The sequence below is a fragment of the Gelidibacter algens genome (assembly GCF_001678675.1).
Classification (GTDB): domain Bacteria; phylum Bacteroidota; class Bacteroidia; order Flavobacteriales; family Flavobacteriaceae; genus Gelidibacter; species Gelidibacter algens.
On the sequence record NZ_LZRN01000038.1, the window covers coordinates 1 to 18785 of the forward strand.

An 18785-nucleotide genomic window follows, 5' to 3' on the forward strand; every position below is an offset into this window, starting at 1 on the left:
TAAAATTAGTATAAAATATACCAATCGGTATATTATTTAATTATATTTGCATTGAAATAATACATTCTAATAATGTCAAAAGCTAATCAAACCAAGCAATTTATCATAGAAAAAACAGCACCTATCTTTAATTGCAAAGGGTATTCTGGCACTTCGCTAAATGATATGATATCTGCAACTGGATTAAGTAAAGGAAGTATTTATGGTAATTTTGAAAACAAAGATGATGTAGCTCTCGCAGCATTTGATCACAATTACAGCTTAATTGTTACTTATTTAAGAAAACAAATCGAAGCTCGTCCAAAAATGATAGATAGACTACTTGTCTATCCTGAAACCTACAGAAACTTTTTAGAATTACCGATCTTAAAGGCAGGATGTCCAATATTAAATACTTCTACTGAAGCAGATGATACGCATCCTTTATTAAGAGCTAAAGCTATAAATGCACTTATGTTTGGAAAAGTGTAGTTATAAAATCTATCAAAACAGGGATTGAAAGACATGAAATTAAGGATACAACCGATGCAAATCAATTTTCGTTTATTTTAATGTCTTTAATTGAAGGTGCAGTTATGCAGGCTAAAGTTACAGGCAGTTCAGAAGTCCTAAAAATTACTATGGATTATTTAGAAAAATTAATTAAAGATTTAGAAGTATAAAAAATTTAAATTAAAATATACCGATTGGTATATTAATTCTTTGTGGATAAAATTAAATACAAATCAAAAAGTTAAACTAATAAATAAGATGAAAAAGTTAGAAAAAATATTAGAGAGCAAATCAAAAATTAGATTTCCAGATTGCGACCCATTTAACCACCTCAACAACTCAAAATATATAGATTACATTATTAATGTTAGAGAAGATCAGTTATTAGCGTTTTATGATTTTGACATCTATAAATTGGCACGTGAGAAAGGAATAAGTTGGGTTGTAGCACAAAATCAAATTGCTTATTTGACTCCAGCTACACTTATGGAAACGGTTACAATTCAGACCCAATTAATTTTCTGCAATGAAAAAACACTTCTTCTTGAAGCTTTGATGTGGAATGAAAATAAAACAGTCTTGAAAGCCATTTTATGGACAAAATTAGTTCACTATAATTTAATGACAAAGAAAAGTGAAATCCATTCAGAAGAACTAATGATTTTTTTTAAGCAAGTAGAAAATCCATTAAATGAGAAAGTTTCTTTTGAAAAAAGAGTTGAAAATTTAAGGTTTTCAAATGCCAATAAATAACATTTTAAAACTAGAAACAATGAGTGCAGATTATTTAGAAAGTGACAAAAAAACAATTTGAATACTACAAAATGTTAGGTGATAAAACCATTGCACAATTGCCTGACGATAAATTGTTTTGGCAATACAATGAAGAAAGTAATAGCATAGCCATTATTGTAAAACACCTATCTGGTAATATGCTTTCTCGATGGACAGATTTTTTTGACTTCTGATGGAGAAAAAGAATGGAGACATCGTGATGCAGAATTTGAAAATGATATTAAATCAAAAGAAGAATTATTAACAAAATGGGACAATGGCTGGGAATGTTTATTCAGAGCAATTAACGACATTAAAGAAGAAGATTTTCTAAAAACAATCTACATCCGAAACCAAGGGCACTCAATTACAGAAGCAATCAATCGTCAATTGGCTCACTATCCTTATCATGTAGGTCAAATGGTATTTATTGGCAAAATTATTTGCAATGAAAATTGGATGTCACTATCAATTCCAAAAGGAAATTCAAATACTTATAATACTGAAAAATTTTCTAAAGAGAAACACAAAGAACACTTCACAGAAGAGTTTTTAAAAAAAGTAAATAAAGATGAATAAAGACGAAATAATAGCCAGCCTAAACAAAATACATTCAGCATTTTGGGAAACCGCAATTCAGTTGCCAAATCCAACAATTTCTATAAACGGTAAATGGTCTGTGTGCCAAAATGTGCAACATATTACTATTGCATTGTTACGAGTTAGTAACTTTTTAGCACTTCCAAAATCTAGTATCAAATCCGATTATGGATTGTCAGAAAGAGCATCTTCAAGCTATGAGATTAGTTTTAAAGTCTTTAGAAATACTCTAGAAAATGGTATAAAAACTACGGAAGCATTTATGCCAGAAACAAATTTGGAAACAAGTATTATTGAATTGGTTAGACAAGGAAAAGATACACTAGATACGTTCATTTCAAATTTAAAAAATTGGTCAGAAGAAGAATTCGAAATGTACAATTGCCCACATCCTGTTTTCGGAAAAATTACAGTTAGAGAAATACTTTATTTCACTATTTATCATGCACAACATCACAATGAAACGATTAATAAAATGAATGAAAAATAAAATGAAAAATCTAAAAACCACAATTCTAGCTATGTTCCTTTTTTGGGGAATAAGTGCCATTGCACAAACAGCTAAAACAGTTGATGGCTTTAATCATGTCGAAAGTGTAGCAACCGATGGAAAATATTTGTATGCAGCAGATATTGGTAAAGAATTAAACCCAACAGCGAAAGATGGAGACGGTCAAATACTTAAATTAGACAAGAATGGCAAAATACTTGACAAAACTTTCGTAAAAGAAACACTAAATGCGCCTAAAGGGATAGCGATATATAAAGGTATTTTGTATATCAATGACATTGACCGCTTATTAGCAATTGATTTAAAAACTGGAAATAAATTATATGAAATTGATTTTAGTAAAGATACTTCCTTCCTAAATGATATTGCCGTTTGGGACAAAACAACCTTATACGTTTCGGCCACTGATATGAATAAACTTTTCAAGGTCAATTTAACTGATAAATCATATTCACAAATTAAAACCGATAAAACTATTGCTGGTATAAATGGATTGTATTGCAATAAAAAAACATCAAAACTATATGTAAACGGTTTTGGAAGCGAAAACAAGCCAAATGGAGTTGTAGGATATATAAATCTTAAAAACAATCAATTTAAACAATTAACAGAGCTTGAAGGCTATTATGATGGCATCTGTATTTATGATGATGTCCTATATTTCAGTAATTGGGTAGCTTTCGAAAAAAAGGGTATTATACTTTCTATGAAATTATCTACAGGTAAACTAACAGTTGTAAAAATACCAGAACCAATTAGCGGACCAGCAGATTTCACAATTTTTAAAGACCAATTAGTTATTCCTGGAATGATGGATGGGACATTACTATTTGTAACAATAAAAAAAATAACATATTACATAAATTAAAAGCATAAAATATGAAAATAACAATAATTGGACTTGGAGGTGTTGGTGGTTATTTCGGTTTCAAATTAGCACAAACTTATTATAGGTCTGCGGATGTTACCATAACTTTTGTAGCAAGAAATGAAACCTACACTATTATTAAAGACAAAGGACTAACATTACTTTCGGCTGAACACGCAAATAGTAAGGCATTCCCAAATGAATTGATAAATAATCTAGATGATTTACCAGTTTCTGACATACTTTTAATATGTGTTAAAGAATATGATTTAGAAGCGGTTTGTTTGACAATTAAAGATAAAATAAAGGATGACACCTTTGTTTTGCCTCTAATGAACGGTGCAGATATATATGAAAGAATTCGTAAAATTATTCCCAATGGTATTGTACTTCCAGCATGCGTATATGTAGCTTCACATATGAAAGAAAAAGCCCGTGTAGAGCACAAAGGCAAATCAGGAAAAATAATACTTGGTAAAGATCCTTTACACCAACAGTTTTCACCTGATAACATAGTTTCGCTACTCAAAAATGCGGGAATAGATTTAGAATTCAAAGAAAATTCATTACCCGATATTTGGACAAAGTTTTTCTTCATTGCCAGTTTCGGTCTCGTTACCGCAAGATATAACAAATCAATAGGGCAAGTAAATGAAGAAGATAATTTGAAAATGGAAGCTTTAGCTATAATGATAGAAATTAAAAAAATAGCAACGCTAAAAGCAATAAAACTTTCACAAACTATAATTCAAGACACTTTCGAAAAAGCAGCAACTTTCCCATACCACACACCTACTTCTTTACAATTAGATGTGCAATCAAAAAAAGCTCAAAATGAGTTAGAATTATTTGCAGGAACAATCATTAAGTATGGCAAAGAACTAGGTGTGGAAGTTCCAGCTACAACTAAAGTTTATGAGGAAATTAAACTGATAAATGTAATCCCCTAAAAATAAATCATGAAATTCACAATCGACTACAACTTATGCATTTCCAGTACCTGCTTCGCTAACCCCCTGGAGAGAAAAAGATAAGGCACTTCTAGATATTGGGACCGGATTACGGTAGAACCAAAACTTAATGGTCAAAAACAATTTGAAAAGTATTCAAATGGGCCATTGATTTTACCCGCAAAATAAGTTAGATACAATAAGAATGGAAACCTAGGGCTGAAACACAGCAATAATTGACTATAAAAGTTAACGTTTTCAATTTTTAGTAAATTATAAAACATACAACATAAAAAAATTTCCCATCCAAACTACAAAATTCCTTTTATAAAAAATGACATTTGATAAATCCGAAGTTCAGCTATTGTGCATTGATGATTAAAATGATTTTTTTTGCTGGTATAGTTGCACAAACAAAAACTACAAATGACGCCGAAAATTTATTCATCGGAATCCTTGAAGCGTCTGATTAACACTTCTGTCAACTTATCTAAAAATTTTGTTTTACTACTCTTTCGAGCACGGATTTCTATAAATGTATGATAGTAATTCCCAAGATCGACGTTGAAAAGTTTTTCAAACATTGAGGCTAATTCCTTAATGTCTGCCGTGCCACTGTTAATTGCACCACTGCTATGTAGTGCATAGGTCAATTCAATTAATTCTGTCTTACTTCCTGTCCAAAAAAGGTTTGAAGGTTTCTGCTTCATGGAGTTAAGTTTGTTGGTTTCTGTGTTCTTTTGTAATTTTTTGATTTCCTGCTGTAGATAAACGATAAGCATGTCGTAGGCCATAATGGTTGCTACAGTAGTATCTTGACAAGTAGAGAATTGCTCGTCAAATAAAAAAGTGATATGATTCTGTTGGAAGTCGAAGGTCGGATTTTCCTCTAACGAAGTATTCTTCATCCAAAGTGGTTGCGCCTCTTCTGTAATAGTGGTAGAATTCTAAATTGTCGTTGAAAAAGACTTGAAGCTTATCTATATGGTTGTTCAAATATTTTACTTGATATTTAGAACTGCTTCTGGGACGTTTGCTTTCAATATTAAATAACTTAACATAATATATAAGTCTACTGAATATCTGGGGTTTGATATGTTTAAAAAAACTGATTTCTTCATTTTTAGAAGTAAATCCTTTTTCAACCACTTTTCTTCGAAGTCGTTTAATGCATTTTTCAGATTTATTGATGCCGCTTTCCGCTTTATATAGAATATCATCAGTACAGGATTCCAGAGAATCCAGATTGGTTTCAAATTCTGATATTAATTCTTGGTATTTCATACCTGAATATAAAGCGGTATATCATTAGTATTAAGATTCTAATAGACCTAATAATTCCAAAGTAAAATTATCAGAAGTCTGTATGTATGCGAACTTCTCCTCTACGGTAGCTCCTAATTTTCTTTTTTCGAAAGAGGCAGTCATACCTAAATCTATGTGTTTGAAGTTTATCTGAATTGCTCTTTTGATTGTTTGATACAATAGTTGTCTGTAAGTTTGATGGGTATCTAAATAGTCATACTCCAAACCAACTAAAGAAGGAACATAGGTTTTGTTGTTGTTTTTATAACAGAACATGACACCGATAATTTTGTTTGGATGTTCTGGTATTGTAATAATTACAAATTCCCAGTTGGGATTCTCGGACATATTTTTAAATAAAACTAATGGATATGCGAACGTGTTCAATCCCAGATTATTTTTACGTACGTTTTCATATAACTGATGAACCTGTTTAATTTGTGCATCATCAAGGCTCTGTAGAACAGAAATGTTTAATAAATTTTCATAAGCTTCAATATCCTTTCTAAAATGCTTTTTACTCCTTGTAGAAAGATTTGAAATATAATCTTTGATCGACTCATCAGTTTTTAAATCAATCCTACAGGAATTTGGCATTTGAATTCTAACAAATCCCTGTCCTAAAAAGTTATTATGAAATTCATGGTTATCGTTAAAGTCACGCAGAACAATCATCATTGAATCAGAACTCTTTTCTATACCTTCCATAATTTGCATTAACTTATTTAATGCGTCTTTCCTTTTTGGGTGTCCTTCATCAATGTAAAGATGATTTCCTTCGGTAAATAAACATCCTAAACTCAAGACTCTTGACGTCATGTGATAAGGGTCTGTTTGGCGCTTTTCCTCAATTATTTTAGAAGCATTCAAATTAGCTAACATATCATCCTTCCAGATCGATGATGATAGAACTGTAGCCAAAATAGGCTGCTCATTTTCGTCATTTATGATTACATACCAAAAATTCCAATTGTTCTCTTTGAGTTTGTTTTTGCTAAATGTTTGTTCGATAAATTGTAGGCCTTCATAATCTTGTACTCCCGAAGTTCCGACCAATTTATTCCAGATTACTTTGTCAATGTCCGAAATGCTGGTTTCAATTTGAGCCTTTAATTCAGAATCGGCTGATACATCTTTTGATGTTTTTGGCTCTAATTTGAATGCTTCATATACACGACGTAAGTTGGTATGGGTTTCTTCAATAGCTTTAGGTAAGTGATAAACCATAGCATCAACCAAAGCTTTTATTTCTTCACGTTGGTTGTGTCTGGAGATAGTTATTCTAACACCAGTATTTTTCACAGGCACAGCTGGAAACATTCCTAAATTCACATAAAAGCCTTCGTTCATTAGGCGATTGATAAAGTTATAACCGGTTTTTGGCATGCCAGTACCGATAAAAAATACAGGAGATCTGTTCTTATCTACAAGCGGTAGATTCGTTTGTTTTATCAATTCATTAAAATAATCAATCCTTTCCTTAAGGTCTTCCTGAAGTTCATTGATTTCCGTTGTGAGATGAATTTCAGCGGATGCCGTGGCAGCGGCAACAGATGCTGGCTCTAATTGAGCGGAGAATGTCAAAGGTCCTCCAAATGTTTTAATCTCTTGGTACAGTTTTTTATTTGAACAGACCAACACAGAACCACTCGCTCCAAAGGTTTTACTCAATGTTCCGAAAAGCAGCATATTTTCTGATAGTTCATCGATTTCACTCATTACGTAACCTGTACCATTCTTTCCAATCCAACTCATACCATGGACATCATCGAAATAAAGATGCAATTGGGGATATTTGAGGCTTAACGCTTTTAATTCTTTTACTGGAGCGAAGTCGCCGAACATGGAATAAATACCATCAGCCATATACCATATTTTTTTTCTGGTATTTGAATATGATTTAATTTTATCTTCTAACATGTTCAAATCGTTGTGCCGAACCATATCTACTGGAACACTTCTTAACTTTAATACTTTAGCGGCACTCTGAACACTCCAATGGACTTGGTGATCGAGAATAATGGCATCCTGATCTCTGACAGCACTGGGAATCACACCTAGATGACCCAAGGTGCTGTTTTTTGTGATAACAACAGGATGATTATACATTTCGGAAACTTTCTCTTCCAATTGTCTATAAAGAGGATTGGAGATGTACGATTTTGATAAGGGAAATTGTGTCCCGTATCGCTGAATTGCACTAATCGCGGCATCTTTCAATCTGTAGTCTTGTTCCAATCCCAAATACCCCGTTGTGCCAAAATGGAATAAATTTTTGTTTTTTACTCCAATCGTTCTTCCGTTAAAACTTTCGCCTTCGGCATATAGATGGAGTATGCCCTCATCTATCGGATCTGTAAATACATCGTTTACTGTGTCTAAAAAGTTGTTGTGCTTAATTTTTGCCATCTTGAATAATTTAGAATATTAAGTTAATATCTTTTGTAGGACAATGAGAAATCTTGATACTTCTAAATCCTTTAGAGTCAACTCTTAATCCTTTGTAGGCAAAAATTAATCCATATTGACCAATGCTTGTAAGGTAAGATGCAAATCTTATGTTGATTATTTTGTAATTTTATATTCTTGAAAAAACCAGTTTTCAAATCATGACAGTAAATTCAGAAAATGACTATGCGTCATATAAATTAGCCGATGGGATTTTAATTATAACCTATAATAAAGATGTTGTAATAGATTTGCCCGCAGCTGTATATGTGGTCAAAGAACGTCTTTCAATCCATGAGGGACGTACTTTGCCAGTACTCTGTGATGTTCGGCAGATTAAGGAAGTTAACAAAGCAGCCAGATCTTATTTATCGATAGAGGGATCCATTTTGGTTAAGGCAGTTGCATTTATAGTAGATTCACCGGTCTCGGAGATGTTATCAGAATTCTATTTACGTACCAATAAACCTACAATTCCCACAAAAGCTTTTAACAATATTGATTTGGCATTAAAGTTTTCAAACCAATATAATGAGTAGCTGAAAAGAGCAATTTACATAATGAATGGACACCAATCTACATCATAGAATGCAAGTAATCAATACGATGTTACTGGAAATGGCTTCAGGTAATTTCTTCTATCGTATTGAGCGTAATTCTGAAAATGATGATATTGAAGCACTTATTCTAACTCTCAATATGTTAGCCGAAGAGATTCAGGACACTATCGTTCATCAGGGCTATGCAAATACTGACCAAACCGTTCTTGATATTGTTCAGATGAGTTTTATCCTTGATGGCAAGGGAACTATTCAAATGGTCAATCAGCAGACTTGCAATATTCTATCCCGTTTACATGACGATATTGTTGGGAACAATTTTAAAAACTACATAACCGACGAATCTACACTAAAGTGGAGTACACTATGGAAACAACTGAAAAAGAAAGAAATCTTCGATACTTCCATCGAATTGCAGTTTAAATCTAAAGGAAATCTTATAATTCCTAAAATCGCATACATCTCAACCTTTAATGATTATGCTATTAAAGACAGTAAAACTCTTATAACTATTATACACCATTCTAGTTTTCGGAATCAATTGGATGCGGATTTAAAGCAACGAGTCATCAAAGATGATAAACTTAATGCTCGAAGTAACGGAAAATCTAATAAGCCAAAGATCAGATTGAGTTTTGAGGACATTCGGAAGATACGCGAAGGACACGATATCATTATCAATAATTTAGAAAGCGATTTTCCGTCTCTTAAAGATTTTGCATTGCAAATTGGGACAAACGAATTCAAACTTAAATACGGATTTAAAGAATTGTATGGAACTACAGTCCATAGATTTTTAATGCAGGAGCGTTTACGAAACGCGCAAATGATGATTCAGTATAGTGACGTTTCATTAAAATCTATTGCTTACAAGGTTAGGTTTAAAAGTATGCCACACTTTTCACGTTCATTTAAAAAACGTTATGGTTATTCTCCAAGTGCTCTTCGGAATAATTCCATCTCAAACGATAAATAGTATATGATGTATTGAATCGATTAATCCTTCATGGGTAAGAGATTACACTTTTAAAATAAAATTATCTACCGAATTTTATCATATCGAATCAAATGATATGAAGACTCCTTACAAAGTATATCAAATTTTCCCAAAAGTAGTAAGTGTAGCTTTTATTATTTTGTTTGTCTATACTAGTTTGAGCAAATTGTTGGAGTTTAATGATTTCCAGTCCCAATTGAGCCAATCACCCATTGTCTCTGCATTGGCCAACCCAGTATCTTATGGAGTTATCATATTAGAATTAGTGGTCTCATTTTTATTGTCTTTTGATAGAACAAGAAAAATTGGACTATATGGTGCATACGCAGTAATGGTAATGTTTACGGTCTACATCGTTACAATTCTAAACTTTACAACATTTACACCCTGCTCCTGTGGTGGGGTATTGGAAAATCTCGGTTGGACAGAACATTTGATTTTTAATAGTGTCTTTATATTTCTTGCACTTTTGGCTATTTTTCTTAAAGAAGAGCAAGGCTTGAAATATGCGGCGATTAAACTTTTGGTTTTGTTTGTTAGTGCAACAACAATTATAATAGCATTGTATATGTCTTCTGAAAAAGAAATAAAGCATAATAATGCTTTCCAGAGAAGATACATTCCCCATGGTTTAAAAAAAACAGGTGATTATCAGCTGGAATCAAATGGTTATTATATAGCCGGAATCGATGATAACACGATATATCTAGGGAATTATATGGCACCATTATTTCTTAAACTTTTGAATATAAAAAGTGACAATCAAAAGGATGTATGGTTAACACTTGATAACACAGATTTACCATACAAACGAGCTAGGATAAGAGTGGAAGCACCATATTTTTTTATAGGAGACGGAACGGTACCTATTCTATTGAGAGGAAATATAGATAATTGGAAGGCAAAAACATTTTCTTTAAAAGAGGCATACTTCAACCAGTTCGTTCCTATGGATTCACTACAATTGGCATTGTTGACCACAAGCACTGAAACAAAGTCGAATGCATTGGGGATATTAAACAAGAGAAATAGCGCAACAACTCTTTTTTTGAACAAAACGATACTAGACAAACAAATCCATGGAACTTTTGATACTGACGGGATGTTGTTGAACAATTCTAAAAGTAAATTACTATACGTCTATTACTATCGCAATGAGTACATGGTAATAAACCACCAGTTGACACCTGACCGTATTGGCAAAACAATAGATACCATAAGCAAGGCCAATTTAGATATAATCTATTTACAAGGCAAGGGTCAATATGTACTGGGTGGAAAAAGTATAGTAATCAACAAATATACCACGGCATATGGTGATTACCTACTCATTAACAGTGACCGTTTGGGCAAGCATGAAAGTGATGATATACTGAAAGCTGCCAGTATTATAGACATGTACAATAGTTCTGAAAACACCTATTTGCAAAGTTTCTATCTCTATCACCAAGTAAATGGAAAATTGTTGGATTTTAAATTATATAAAAATTTGCTAGTTGCCATCGTGGATGATAGAGTATGGGTGTACCATTTGGATTCCAAATATTTTAATTGATTCCAACTATTAAAATTTTAAAAGCATACCGCGCAGTATCAGGAAATAGGCCGAACACCTGTAAAATAGTAGGCCATTAACAAATAAAGTATTTAATTATGAAAACAAAAATGATTAAAATGGGATTGCCAGGGATGGCATTTTTAATTGCCATTGCATTGGCATTTGTAACTGACAGCAAGGCTTCTGAAAAAGAAGCGCTTATTACTGGATATATTTTCCAGAACGGCCATTGTGTCCAAGCTCCGAAAGATTGTAACCAGATTGGCGCACTTACCTGTTCCTATCTAGGCTTTCAGGTTTATCAAAACAAGATAAGTGACACATCTTGCAGCGTGCCTATGACGCATAGACCTTAAAAAATGGTAACTTCATAGGAGTTGGAAGGAGTGGTTCAATCACTCCTTCCTATTTTTTAGGTAATTATCAAACCACTTCATCAATTCATCAGATAAGAATTTCTGATTGTCGGGGGAGATTAGAAAATGACCCTCATTTTCAAAGAGTAACAATTTGCCGGGTTTTTTCAATCGTTTCATGGCCATATGCAAATAAATACTTTGTTGCCAATTTATATTGTTATCATATTTTCCGGTCCACAATAATAGGGGGGTGTTCAAGGTTTCCACATGAGATAAAGGGGAATTTCTGTAATAGGCTTCCTTTAGGTCATAAAAGGGGAACCCCATACGGAATTGCTGCTTTTCACAACGCCACATTTGATTAATATTCCAATCCCATGCCACATCATGATAGAAGCTTACTAAATCGGTTACCGCAGATCCTGCAACTGCCGCAGAAAAGAGATTCGTTTGGGTCGCTATAAAAGCAGTTTCGTACCCTCCGAAGGAATGTCCAATAAGTCCAACTCGATTCTTGTCTATGAAAGGATTCTTCAGTGCCATTTTTACTGCGGCCTCAACGGATGTCACTGCAGATTCACCAGGCTTTCCTAAAGTATAGGTAATATCTGGAAGCAAAATGAAATAACCCTTTGTGACATAATCAAGAATATTAAAACCTGCAACGCCAGGATTAGATGGCGGTGAATAATAGTTGATTTGATTGGAATTGTTTTCATAAATCCAAGTAATCATTGGATAGGTCTTTTTCGGGTCAAATTGGGCAGGATAAATTAAAACCGCCTTAAGTTCTTCTCCTGTATCGCTCTGGTAATTTAAAAGTCTGTGGGTTCCTAAATCATAGTCTTTGAGGGAGGCGTTGCTTTGATAAAGTAGGTGTTCTTTACCGCCATTGGTGTCAAGGGCATATATCCCAGGAGGATTGTCATAGGCACTCTTTTTATAGACTAGTAAGTTCCGATCAGAAGATAGTATAGCCTCTTCCATATTTTGGGATTCAAAAATTAAGTCTTGATAGTCATCAACGAGTGTCCATTGAGCATAACCATACTTAAAAGTATCACCAACCATGGTAAGAAGTAGGCCGGAGTCCAAATCATAGGAAATACCAGTGAGGGATTGCAAAGAACCTATGTAAGTAGAATCATCCCTTAAAATCCTATAAATTATTTTGTTTTCTTTTCCAGAGGTGATTTTTCGTTTGTACTGTCCATCTACTCCTATGATCCAAACATCAAATTTATCATATAATATTATATGTTTTTCATCACAATCCCATCCAGGATTTCCATATGGTTGGCCTTCCTTGTTCATATAGATGTCCTTGTCATGGAATACACCTTCCAATCCCTTCGTGAGGTTCAAATGAATGCCATTCAAGGTATCATATACCCACCAATGTTCCTTTTTAAAATATGTCACATACCTGCCTAAAGGAGAGAACATAAAGCAGCCAGACTCCGTGGACACGTCTTTGGCAATAAGTGTTTTTTTTCCCGTTTTCAAAGTCTTTAAATATAGGTCTGTAGTAGGAAACTGTCGGTATTGCGGTTCATGAATCAACGGATTATATACCACCGCAGAAGAATGGTTTGGATTAAATCGAACTATAGGTGTAGTTTCATCACCAATGTCCCGTAACTGGTTGGACGAAATGTCCCATAATGTTAGTAATCTAGTACGCTCATTGGTTTCATACGCCTTTGCTCTAGGGTATATCCATGGTCCGCCAGTATTCCAAATTTCAACACTGGCGTTAGGATCTGCCTCAATGTCACTTTTGTTTCGATAGAAGAAAACAAACCTACCGTCGTCAGAGATCCAAAGCCCCTGTTCACTTAAGGTATAATTCATAAGTTCTGAAGACGCTAGGATATGGTGCTTCGTGAATGATCCATTACGTAATCCAAAATAATGGATTTTATCTTGAGAATCGGTATGTTCTAAAATCCCCAAAGAATTGCCCATATGATTCCAAGTGAGTTTTGAGAAGCTGCCTTCTTTGATTTCGCACAAGTTCTCAATCTGTTTTATTTTTGTATTATAAAGAATCAACTGTGGGAGATCATCTATTATGCGTTCAATAGCCAATTTATTTTTAGTTGGATTCCATACATAATCCGTCGTATGATCGATTTTAAAAACATCCTTGTTCTGAAGGTTCACTATCCAAAGTGTCTTTTCAAAGGTTAGTAGGGCTATAAAATGTCCATCAGAACTAAACTCAAACGAACTGACATTCTCATATGTGTTTTGCTCTTGGCTCTTTAAATCAATAGTCTTGAGGGCATTGTCAGCAGTTGAATATGCAAACCATCCGCTGTCATTGGAAAATTTGAACACATCTCCTGCCTTCAATTGAAATGTTATTGGCTTTGAAGTGTGCCTCAAAAAGAGAATGGAAGTGCCATTGAATTGTTCTTTGAAGGCAACCCAGTCGCCATTGCTACTTAAAGCGTGAATATAAGTGTTATTGCTCCATAAAGAATCTAATTTTGATTCATATAATTTTTTTGATTCTAGGCTTTGTGCACTTAAAGATAAAGTGATAAAACTATAAACAGAAATATAAAGAGTGCCTAGAATCGAAAATCTGAAAAGCTTGGTTATAATCATTGCAAGTCATCATGTTAATGTTAGTAAACAATTTGGGTTCTTGATATCAATATCCGGGATTTTGAGGTGCCAAATATGGGTTTGTGAAGAGTTCTACTTCGGGTATGGGGAAAAGAACATCCGTACCTCTCCAATTGGGCTTTATAAAGGATATGATAGGTTCTGCTTGGCCTAACCGTTTAATATCAAACCAACGATGCCCCTGCTCTGTAAACAGTTCAAACCGTCGTTCATCCAAAATGGTCTGTAATAAATCCATTTCAGAGACGGCTACAGTATTGGGAAGGCCCGCTCGATTGCGTATCATATCAAGGTCATGTGCTGCACCGGATAAATCACCCAAATGGGCACGGGCTTCTGATCGAATCAAATATTGTTCGGCCAACCGCAACACTATAGAATATTCAATGGATGTACTCGTAGTCTCATAATATTTGTATTTGTATGGAGCATACCATATTTCATTGCCATCAGCAACTTCAAGTACCCAATTCTGTCTGCGTAAATCATTTGGGGCAAAGGATTCTACAAATTGTGGAGATAAGGCCATAATTACAGGGGGGGCGGAAGTAAAGATGAAGGATTCGGCCTCATGAGTAGAATCACCTTCATTTTTTGGTTCAAATTGTAGAATGGCAGAAGAGCTTTCCTTTAAAAATTCATTTTCCACAGTTTCAAGACCAAATAGAGATGTTGTGTTAATGATAATGGAAGACTCTGTTTCGGCTTCCTCCCACATATGTCTATACAGATATATTCTAGCCATTACGGCGGATACCGCAAAGGTATTGGCTCTGATGCGTTCGTCTCCGCCATAGGATTCTGTAAGCAGATTTTTTACTGAATTTAAATCATTAACAAGGTATTCAAAGACTAGTTCAGTATCCATACGCGTTACGTTCTGATTCGCCACATAATCTGTAGTAGTGATATAAGGAATAGCACCAAAAATATTTGTCAGATAAAAGTGTGTAATGGCTCTTATAAATAGAGCTTCACCTTTTAACTGTTGTTTTACCTCAATGTTTAATTCCTTGGAGGCATCGATACCTTCGAGAGCTGAATTGCTCATATATATCAAATTATAGGAGCTATCCCATAGTGTCTTTACCATGGCATTTGATGCAAGAATTTGATGCCTGTAAAATGCATCTCCGGATTGTCCAGGTGCACCATAGTAATCAAGCTCGTCAGCATAAAAACCCATTAGTACATTGAGCCCGTTCTGATGGCCTGTAAGAAGCACATTGTCCCTTAAAGTGCCGTATAATGAGGTAATGGCCGCCGTGGCGGTGGCTTCATTATTGAATACGTCGTCACGGAATATTTGTCCTTTTGGGTCATCAATGGTAACAAAATCTTCGCATCCTAAACACAAGAGAAAGAATAAGGTCAAGATAAATAAGTGGTCATTGCGATTTATTTTAATGATTGTTTTCATGATAAATATTTTTATAAAAGTTATAGTTCTAATTTCAGTCCGACAGAAATACGTCTGACAGGTGGCAAAAAGCCAGTTAGTTGTTCAGGATCTCCTCCTGAAAAGTTGGTAAAGGTGAGAAGGTTTTGACCTTGGAGAAAAAGACTGCAACGGATTGGTTGCTCTTTTTTTAAAGGCAGCCTGTAAGAAAGCGACAAAGTTTTAAGTCTGATAAAAGAAGCATCGGAAACAATGCCGCTGCTTGTAGTGAATTGAGAGTAGGCCACATAGGCATCATAATTCCAACCAGTTGTATAGGCCTGCATTTTGGCTTGGTCTCCCGTTTGTTTCCAATGGTCCAAGACACCGACTGGCTGGTTTTGCATAATTCCTGGTGGCTCTGTAGCATAAAACGCATTCAGTCCTTGTTTCTTTACGAACTGAAAAAGAATATCCAAATTCCAATTTTTATAGTGCATGGAGTTGGCAATGCTTCCATATAATTTTGGGCTTAAATCCACATGATAATTTCTATCTTCTATGGAAGAAATAGTGCCGTCACCATTATAGTCCCGAAACTCAAAAAGGCCAGTATCGGGATTAACACCTTCAAGCTGATAGAGTTTATAGACGGAAAGGGACTCGCCTATGACCAATTGATTTGCATATGTAGAACTTTCAAGTCCTTCAAAGGCAACGAGTCTGTTCTTTGGAATGGTCAATTGGATGGAGGCATTCCAATTAAAGTGATCATTCCGAAACAGGTCAGATTGCACACTAAACTCCCAGCCTGAATTTTCTACAGTGGCATCCAGATTCCCATTTATGGAGGCAAAACCCGTAGTGCCAGGGAGCGGAATACCCAGTAGTTGGTTGTCAGAACGGTTTTGGTAATATGCCACTTCCATACGGAGCGTATTTTGCCAAAGACCCAGCTCAAGGGCGGCTTCTTTTTTTCTGTTTCTTTCCCATGCAAAATATGGGTTAAGGAGTCTAGATGGACTTAATCCTATGTAACCATTATAGTCCACATTCGTAAGTTCATAGGTGTCCAGAAATTGATAGTCACCTATTTGGTCATTTCCCGTAGTTCCATAACTGGTCCTAATTTTACCATAACTTAACCATGTTAATGGTTTCATAAACGTTGCTTCAGAAAAAACCCATGCCGCTCCTATAGCACCAAAGTTGGTATACTGTTTGCCTGGGCCAAACCGGCTAGAACCATCCCGTCTTCCTGTTATATTTAAAATAAAATGCTTTTTCCAATTATAATTAAATCGGCCATAATAGGCCATATATCTATATCGTGAAGAGTTCTCTGTCAATACTTCCAAATTTTGGGCAGCACTAAAGTGACCAAGTAAACTATTGTTCTCATATCCCGAGCCCTGCAGCGCTATTGCTTCGCTGTTTTGCTCTTGTAGAGTTGCCCCAAGTGTAATTTTCAATTCCCCATTGCCCAGTTGGAAAGAACCGTCCAGTTGAGGTTCCAAAACATAGGAGTCCCTCGTATTTTTGTTATTAAGTGCATATGACGAACTACTTGTTAAACCATACGCGGGATTGTATATGGTGTGAGGATTGAGCTGTAGTTCATCTAAATCAGAACGGTTATAGCCCAAGTTCGTTTTAAGTATGACTCCTTTCAATAGCGTGTAGCCAATCACCGTATTGGCAATTAGGGTGTGGCTATTGTTGAGGTAGGTTCCTTTCAATGCGGCCAATGGATTGTCCCATGTATTTTCCTCCCAATTAAGATTGCCTTCTCCATCGTAAAGTGCAGGAGCATTGGGTGGCAATAAACGTGCAATGCGTGACAGGTCATTAGCAGGCAATGAATTTTGGTCTTGACCATAGTTTGCTGAAAACAGCACGTTAAATTTGCCGTTCTCCGAATGGTGACCAAGAGTGGTAAATACGGTGCTTCTTTTATAGTTAAACTGCATAGGAAATACTGTGGTTTCTTTAATAAAGCTACCGCCTAGATTAAAAACGGTCTGGGCATTACCACCAGAAATATTTGCGCGGACAGTGTGATTATAGGCGGTGTTTCCAATGAGTTCCTTCTGCCAATCAGTAAATCTTGTAGGGTTCCAAGTGCCGTTCACATCATAGGCTTCTGGTGGATATTCAGTAAAACCATCATTTAAAAGGGCTTCACGCCTCATGGACAGATATTGTTCGGTGTTGAGAAGGTCTAGCATTTTGGTTGGGGTAATGGTGGTTGTCGACACATCTACTGTGACCACAGTCTTTCCGTTCCTTCCCTTTTTTGTGCTAATCAAAATTACCCCATTGGCGCCTCTAGAGCCATAGATGGCGGTGGCATCGGCATCTTTGAGCACTTCAATAGAAGCAATGGAGGCTGGATCTAAGGTGTTCAAAGGGTTCACATCCCCCTGCGGAAGAATTGCAAGAGAAATACTACTATTGCTCAAACTTTGTGAAGCAAAAGGGACACCATCTACAATGTAAAGTGGATTGTTGCCCGCGCCAATGCTATTTTGCCCTCGAATCCTTACGGTATAACCTCCCCCTGGTAACCCTGTAGTTGGTATAATGTCGAGCCCGGTTACCCGTCCCTGCAAGGCATCCAGTGCTGTGTTCACAGGCTGTGTCTCAATTATTTTATCCGTAATCCGAGAAATGCTTCCTGTCTTTTCACGGTCAGTAGTGGTATAGTAACCTGCATTGATTACAACTTCCTTCAGATTTTCGGTATCTTGCTGAAGGACTATATTAATGGTTATCTGCCCATTGATTGACTGCTCTATGGACTTGTATCCCAAGAATGGGATTACCAATACATCATCGGAGTTTGCGTAGATGTCATAATTTCCATCAAAATCTGACGTGGTTCCTCGGTTGGTGCCTTTTATGATAATCGTCGCTCCAGCTATGGGTATACCATTCGAATTCTTAATGACTCCCTTGACCTGAATGCTCTTCTGTTGAAGCTCGTTGGAAGGTTTTAGACTTATGGTTATTAGGTTCTCCTTATTACTGTTAATTAGAAAATTTTTGGACGGAAGGCATTGTGATAATAACTTCATAACCTTAATCACACCACTTTTGAGTTGAATATTAGGCACATCCCTAAAAATATCAGATTGATAGATGAAGGTGCAGTCTGTTTGTTTTCCAATCAGCTCAAAAATCTCAAAAATGCTTAAAGTTTTATCCGCTTCAATAGTGACTTTCGCATCTTGAGAAAAAAGTTTAGTAGTAGAAAAGCCTAAAACAGTCGTACAGCATAAAAAGATAAAAGTCTTCATAAGAAACTTCAGGATTTCTTTCCGTTTGGTGAAAAGAACCCTTGTTAAT

General features: G+C 35.3%; 16 protein-coding genes and 1 pseudogene. 11 read left to right on the top strand and 6 right to left on the bottom strand.

The window, feature by feature from the left end; translation table 11 throughout:
• The first annotated feature begins 72 nt into the window (after positions 1-72).
• From A9996_RS15020 to A9996_RS15045, 7 genes and pseudogenes are all read left to right on the top strand, one after another.
• Positions 73-471 carry a TetR/AcrR family transcriptional regulator gene (locus tag A9996_RS15020; RefSeq protein ID WP_248912358.1) on the top strand — a complete coding sequence of 133 codons (399 nt, stop codon included), beginning with the start codon at positions 73-75 and terminating at the stop codon, positions 469-471.
• A 38-nt stretch (positions 472-509) separates the two neighbouring features.
• Positions 510-662: a hypothetical protein gene (locus A9996_RS21070; RefSeq protein ID WP_428838889.1), complete on the top strand. Its 153-nt coding sequence runs from the start codon at positions 510-512 to the stop codon at positions 660-662.
• Between the two features lie 88 nt (positions 663-750).
• Positions 751-1245 (top strand): acyl-CoA thioesterase, encoded by a 495-nt coding sequence (locus A9996_RS15025; RefSeq protein ID WP_066436852.1) that lies wholly within the window; start codon positions 751-753, stop codon positions 1243-1245.
• A gap of 19 nt (positions 1246-1264) precedes the next feature.
• Positions 1265-1845 (top strand): annotated as a pseudogene (locus tag A9996_RS15030) (DUF1572 domain-containing protein).
• Positions 1838-2356 carry a DinB family protein gene (locus tag A9996_RS15035; RefSeq protein ID WP_066436855.1) on the top strand — a complete coding sequence of 173 codons (519 nt, stop codon included), beginning with the start codon at positions 1838-1840 and terminating at the stop codon, positions 2354-2356. The pseudogene A9996_RS15030 and the gene A9996_RS15035 overlap by 8 nt, the downstream one beginning before the upstream one ends.
• Positions 2346-3245, top strand: a complete 900-nt coding sequence (locus A9996_RS15040) for an NHL repeat-containing protein (RefSeq protein ID WP_066436857.1) — start codon at positions 2346-2348, stop codon at positions 3243-3245. Before A9996_RS15035 ends, A9996_RS15040 begins: the two co-directional genes overlap by 11 nt.
• An 11-nt stretch (positions 3246-3256) precedes the next feature.
• Positions 3257-4195, top strand: a complete 939-nt coding sequence (locus A9996_RS15045; RefSeq protein WP_066436860.1) for a ketopantoate reductase family protein — start codon at positions 3257-3259, stop codon at positions 4193-4195.
• Positions 4196-4635: 440 nt separating this feature from the next.
• On the opposite strand, the gene A9996_RS20650 is transcribed toward A9996_RS15045, so the two are convergent.
• Genes A9996_RS20650 through A9996_RS15055 form a run of 3 tightly spaced genes read right to left on the bottom strand, consistent with a single transcriptional unit; the run spans position 4636 to position 7909 of the window.
• The gene (locus A9996_RS20650) at positions 4636-5103 is read right to left on the bottom strand and encodes an RteC domain-containing protein (RefSeq protein ID WP_248912359.1); all 468 of its coding nucleotides are present in this window, start codon (positions 5101-5103) and stop codon (positions 4636-4638) included.
• Positions 5033-5479, bottom strand: coding sequence for an RteC domain-containing protein (locus A9996_RS20655; protein WP_248912360.1), 447 nt, complete (start codon positions 5477-5479; stop codon positions 5033-5035). Before A9996_RS20655 ends, A9996_RS20650 begins: the two co-directional genes overlap by 71 nt.
• Before the next feature lie 30 nt (positions 5480-5509).
• Complete coding sequence (locus A9996_RS15055) at positions 5510-7909, bottom strand: aminotransferase class I/II-fold pyridoxal phosphate-dependent enzyme (RefSeq protein WP_066436862.1); 2400 nt, start codon at positions 7907-7909, stop codon at positions 5510-5512.
• A 200-nt stretch (positions 7910-8109) separates the two neighbouring features.
• On the opposite strand from A9996_RS15055, the gene A9996_RS15060 reads away from it, so the two are divergent.
• The 4 genes from A9996_RS15060 (at position 8110) to A9996_RS15075 (ending at position 11419) form a co-directional block, all read left to right on the top strand.
• Entirely contained in the window at positions 8110-8487 is a 378-nt protein-coding gene (locus tag A9996_RS15060) for a DUF7793 family protein (protein WP_066436864.1), read from the top strand.
• Positions 8488-8512: 25 nt separating this feature from the next.
• Complete coding sequence (locus A9996_RS15065; protein WP_083993976.1) at positions 8513-9484, top strand: helix-turn-helix domain-containing protein; 972 nt, start codon at positions 8513-8515, stop codon at positions 9482-9484.
• Between the two features lie 97 nt (positions 9485-9581).
• Positions 9582-11060 carry a MauE/DoxX family redox-associated membrane protein gene (locus A9996_RS15070; RefSeq protein WP_083993977.1) on the top strand — a complete coding sequence of 493 codons (1479 nt, stop codon included), beginning with the start codon at positions 9582-9584 and terminating at the stop codon, positions 11058-11060.
• Between the two features lie 98 nt (positions 11061-11158).
• On the top strand, positions 11159-11419 hold the full coding sequence (locus tag A9996_RS15075; protein ID WP_066436867.1) for a DUF6520 family protein: 261 nt from the start codon (positions 11159-11161) through the stop codon (positions 11417-11419).
• A gap of 39 nt (positions 11420-11458) precedes the next feature.
• On the opposite strand, the gene A9996_RS15080 is transcribed toward A9996_RS15075, so the two are convergent.
• From A9996_RS15080 to A9996_RS15090, 3 genes are read right to left on the bottom strand one after another with little or no spacing between them, the layout of a single operon-like run.
• Positions 11459-14038 (bottom strand): prolyl oligopeptidase family serine peptidase, encoded by a 2580-nt coding sequence (locus A9996_RS15080; RefSeq protein WP_066436869.1) that lies wholly within the window; start codon positions 14036-14038, stop codon positions 11459-11461.
• Positions 14039-14084: 46 nt separating this feature from the next.
• Positions 14085-15479, bottom strand: a complete 1395-nt coding sequence (locus A9996_RS15085; protein ID WP_066436872.1) for a RagB/SusD family nutrient uptake outer membrane protein — start codon at positions 15477-15479, stop codon at positions 14085-14087.
• Positions 15480-15499: 20 nt separating this feature from the next.
• Complete coding sequence (locus tag A9996_RS15090; RefSeq protein ID WP_083993983.1) at positions 15500-18736, bottom strand: SusC/RagA family TonB-linked outer membrane protein; 3237 nt, start codon at positions 18734-18736, stop codon at positions 15500-15502.
• Positions 18737-18785 lie beyond the last annotated feature (49 nt).

What these genes read in the sequence shown, in the direction of transcription:
- A9996_RS15040 (WP_066436857.1), top strand. Translation starts at nt 2,346, where the DNA reads ATGAAAAATAAAATGAAAAATCTAAAAACCACAATTCTAGCTATGTTC.
- A9996_RS15070 (WP_083993977.1), top strand. Translation starts at nt 9,582, where the DNA reads ATGAAGACTCCTTACAAAGTATATCAAATTTTCCCAAAAGTAGTAAGT.
- A9996_RS15080 (WP_066436869.1), bottom strand. Translation starts at nt 14,038, where the DNA reads ATGATTATAACCAAGCTTTTCAGATTTTCGATTCTAGGCACTCTTTAT.
- A9996_RS20655 (WP_248912360.1), bottom strand. Translation starts at nt 5,479, where the DNA reads ATGAAATACCAAGAATTAATATCAGAATTTGAAACCAATCTGGATTCT.
- A9996_RS15025 (WP_066436852.1), top strand. Translation starts at nt 751, where the DNA reads ATGAAAAAGTTAGAAAAAATATTAGAGAGCAAATCAAAAATTAGATTT.
- A9996_RS15020 (WP_248912358.1), top strand. Translation starts at nt 73, where the DNA reads ATGTCAAAAGCTAATCAAACCAAGCAATTTATCATAGAAAAAACAGCA.
- A9996_RS15090 (WP_083993983.1), bottom strand. Translation starts at nt 18,736, where the DNA reads ATGAAGACTTTTATCTTTTTATGCTGTACGACTGTTTTAGGCTTTTCT.
- A9996_RS15085 (WP_066436872.1), bottom strand. Translation starts at nt 15,479, where the DNA reads ATGAAAACAATCATTAAAATAAATCGCAATGACCACTTATTTATCTTG.
- A9996_RS15060 (WP_066436864.1), top strand. Translation starts at nt 8,110, where the DNA reads ATGACAGTAAATTCAGAAAATGACTATGCGTCATATAAATTAGCCGAT.
- A9996_RS15065 (WP_083993976.1), top strand. Translation starts at nt 8,513, where the DNA reads ATGGACACCAATCTACATCATAGAATGCAAGTAATCAATACGATGTTA.
- A9996_RS20650 (WP_248912359.1), bottom strand. Translation starts at nt 5,103, where the DNA reads ATGAAGAATACTTCGTTAGAGGAAAATCCGACCTTCGACTTCCAACAG.
- A9996_RS15045 (WP_066436860.1), top strand. Translation starts at nt 3,257, where the DNA reads ATGAAAATAACAATAATTGGACTTGGAGGTGTTGGTGGTTATTTCGGT.
- A9996_RS15035 (WP_066436855.1), top strand. Translation starts at nt 1,838, where the DNA reads ATGAATAAAGACGAAATAATAGCCAGCCTAAACAAAATACATTCAGCA.
- A9996_RS15055 (WP_066436862.1), bottom strand. Translation starts at nt 7,909, where the DNA reads ATGGCAAAAATTAAGCACAACAACTTTTTAGACACAGTAAACGATGTA.
- A9996_RS15075 (WP_066436867.1), top strand. Translation starts at nt 11,159, where the DNA reads ATGAAAACAAAAATGATTAAAATGGGATTGCCAGGGATGGCATTTTTA.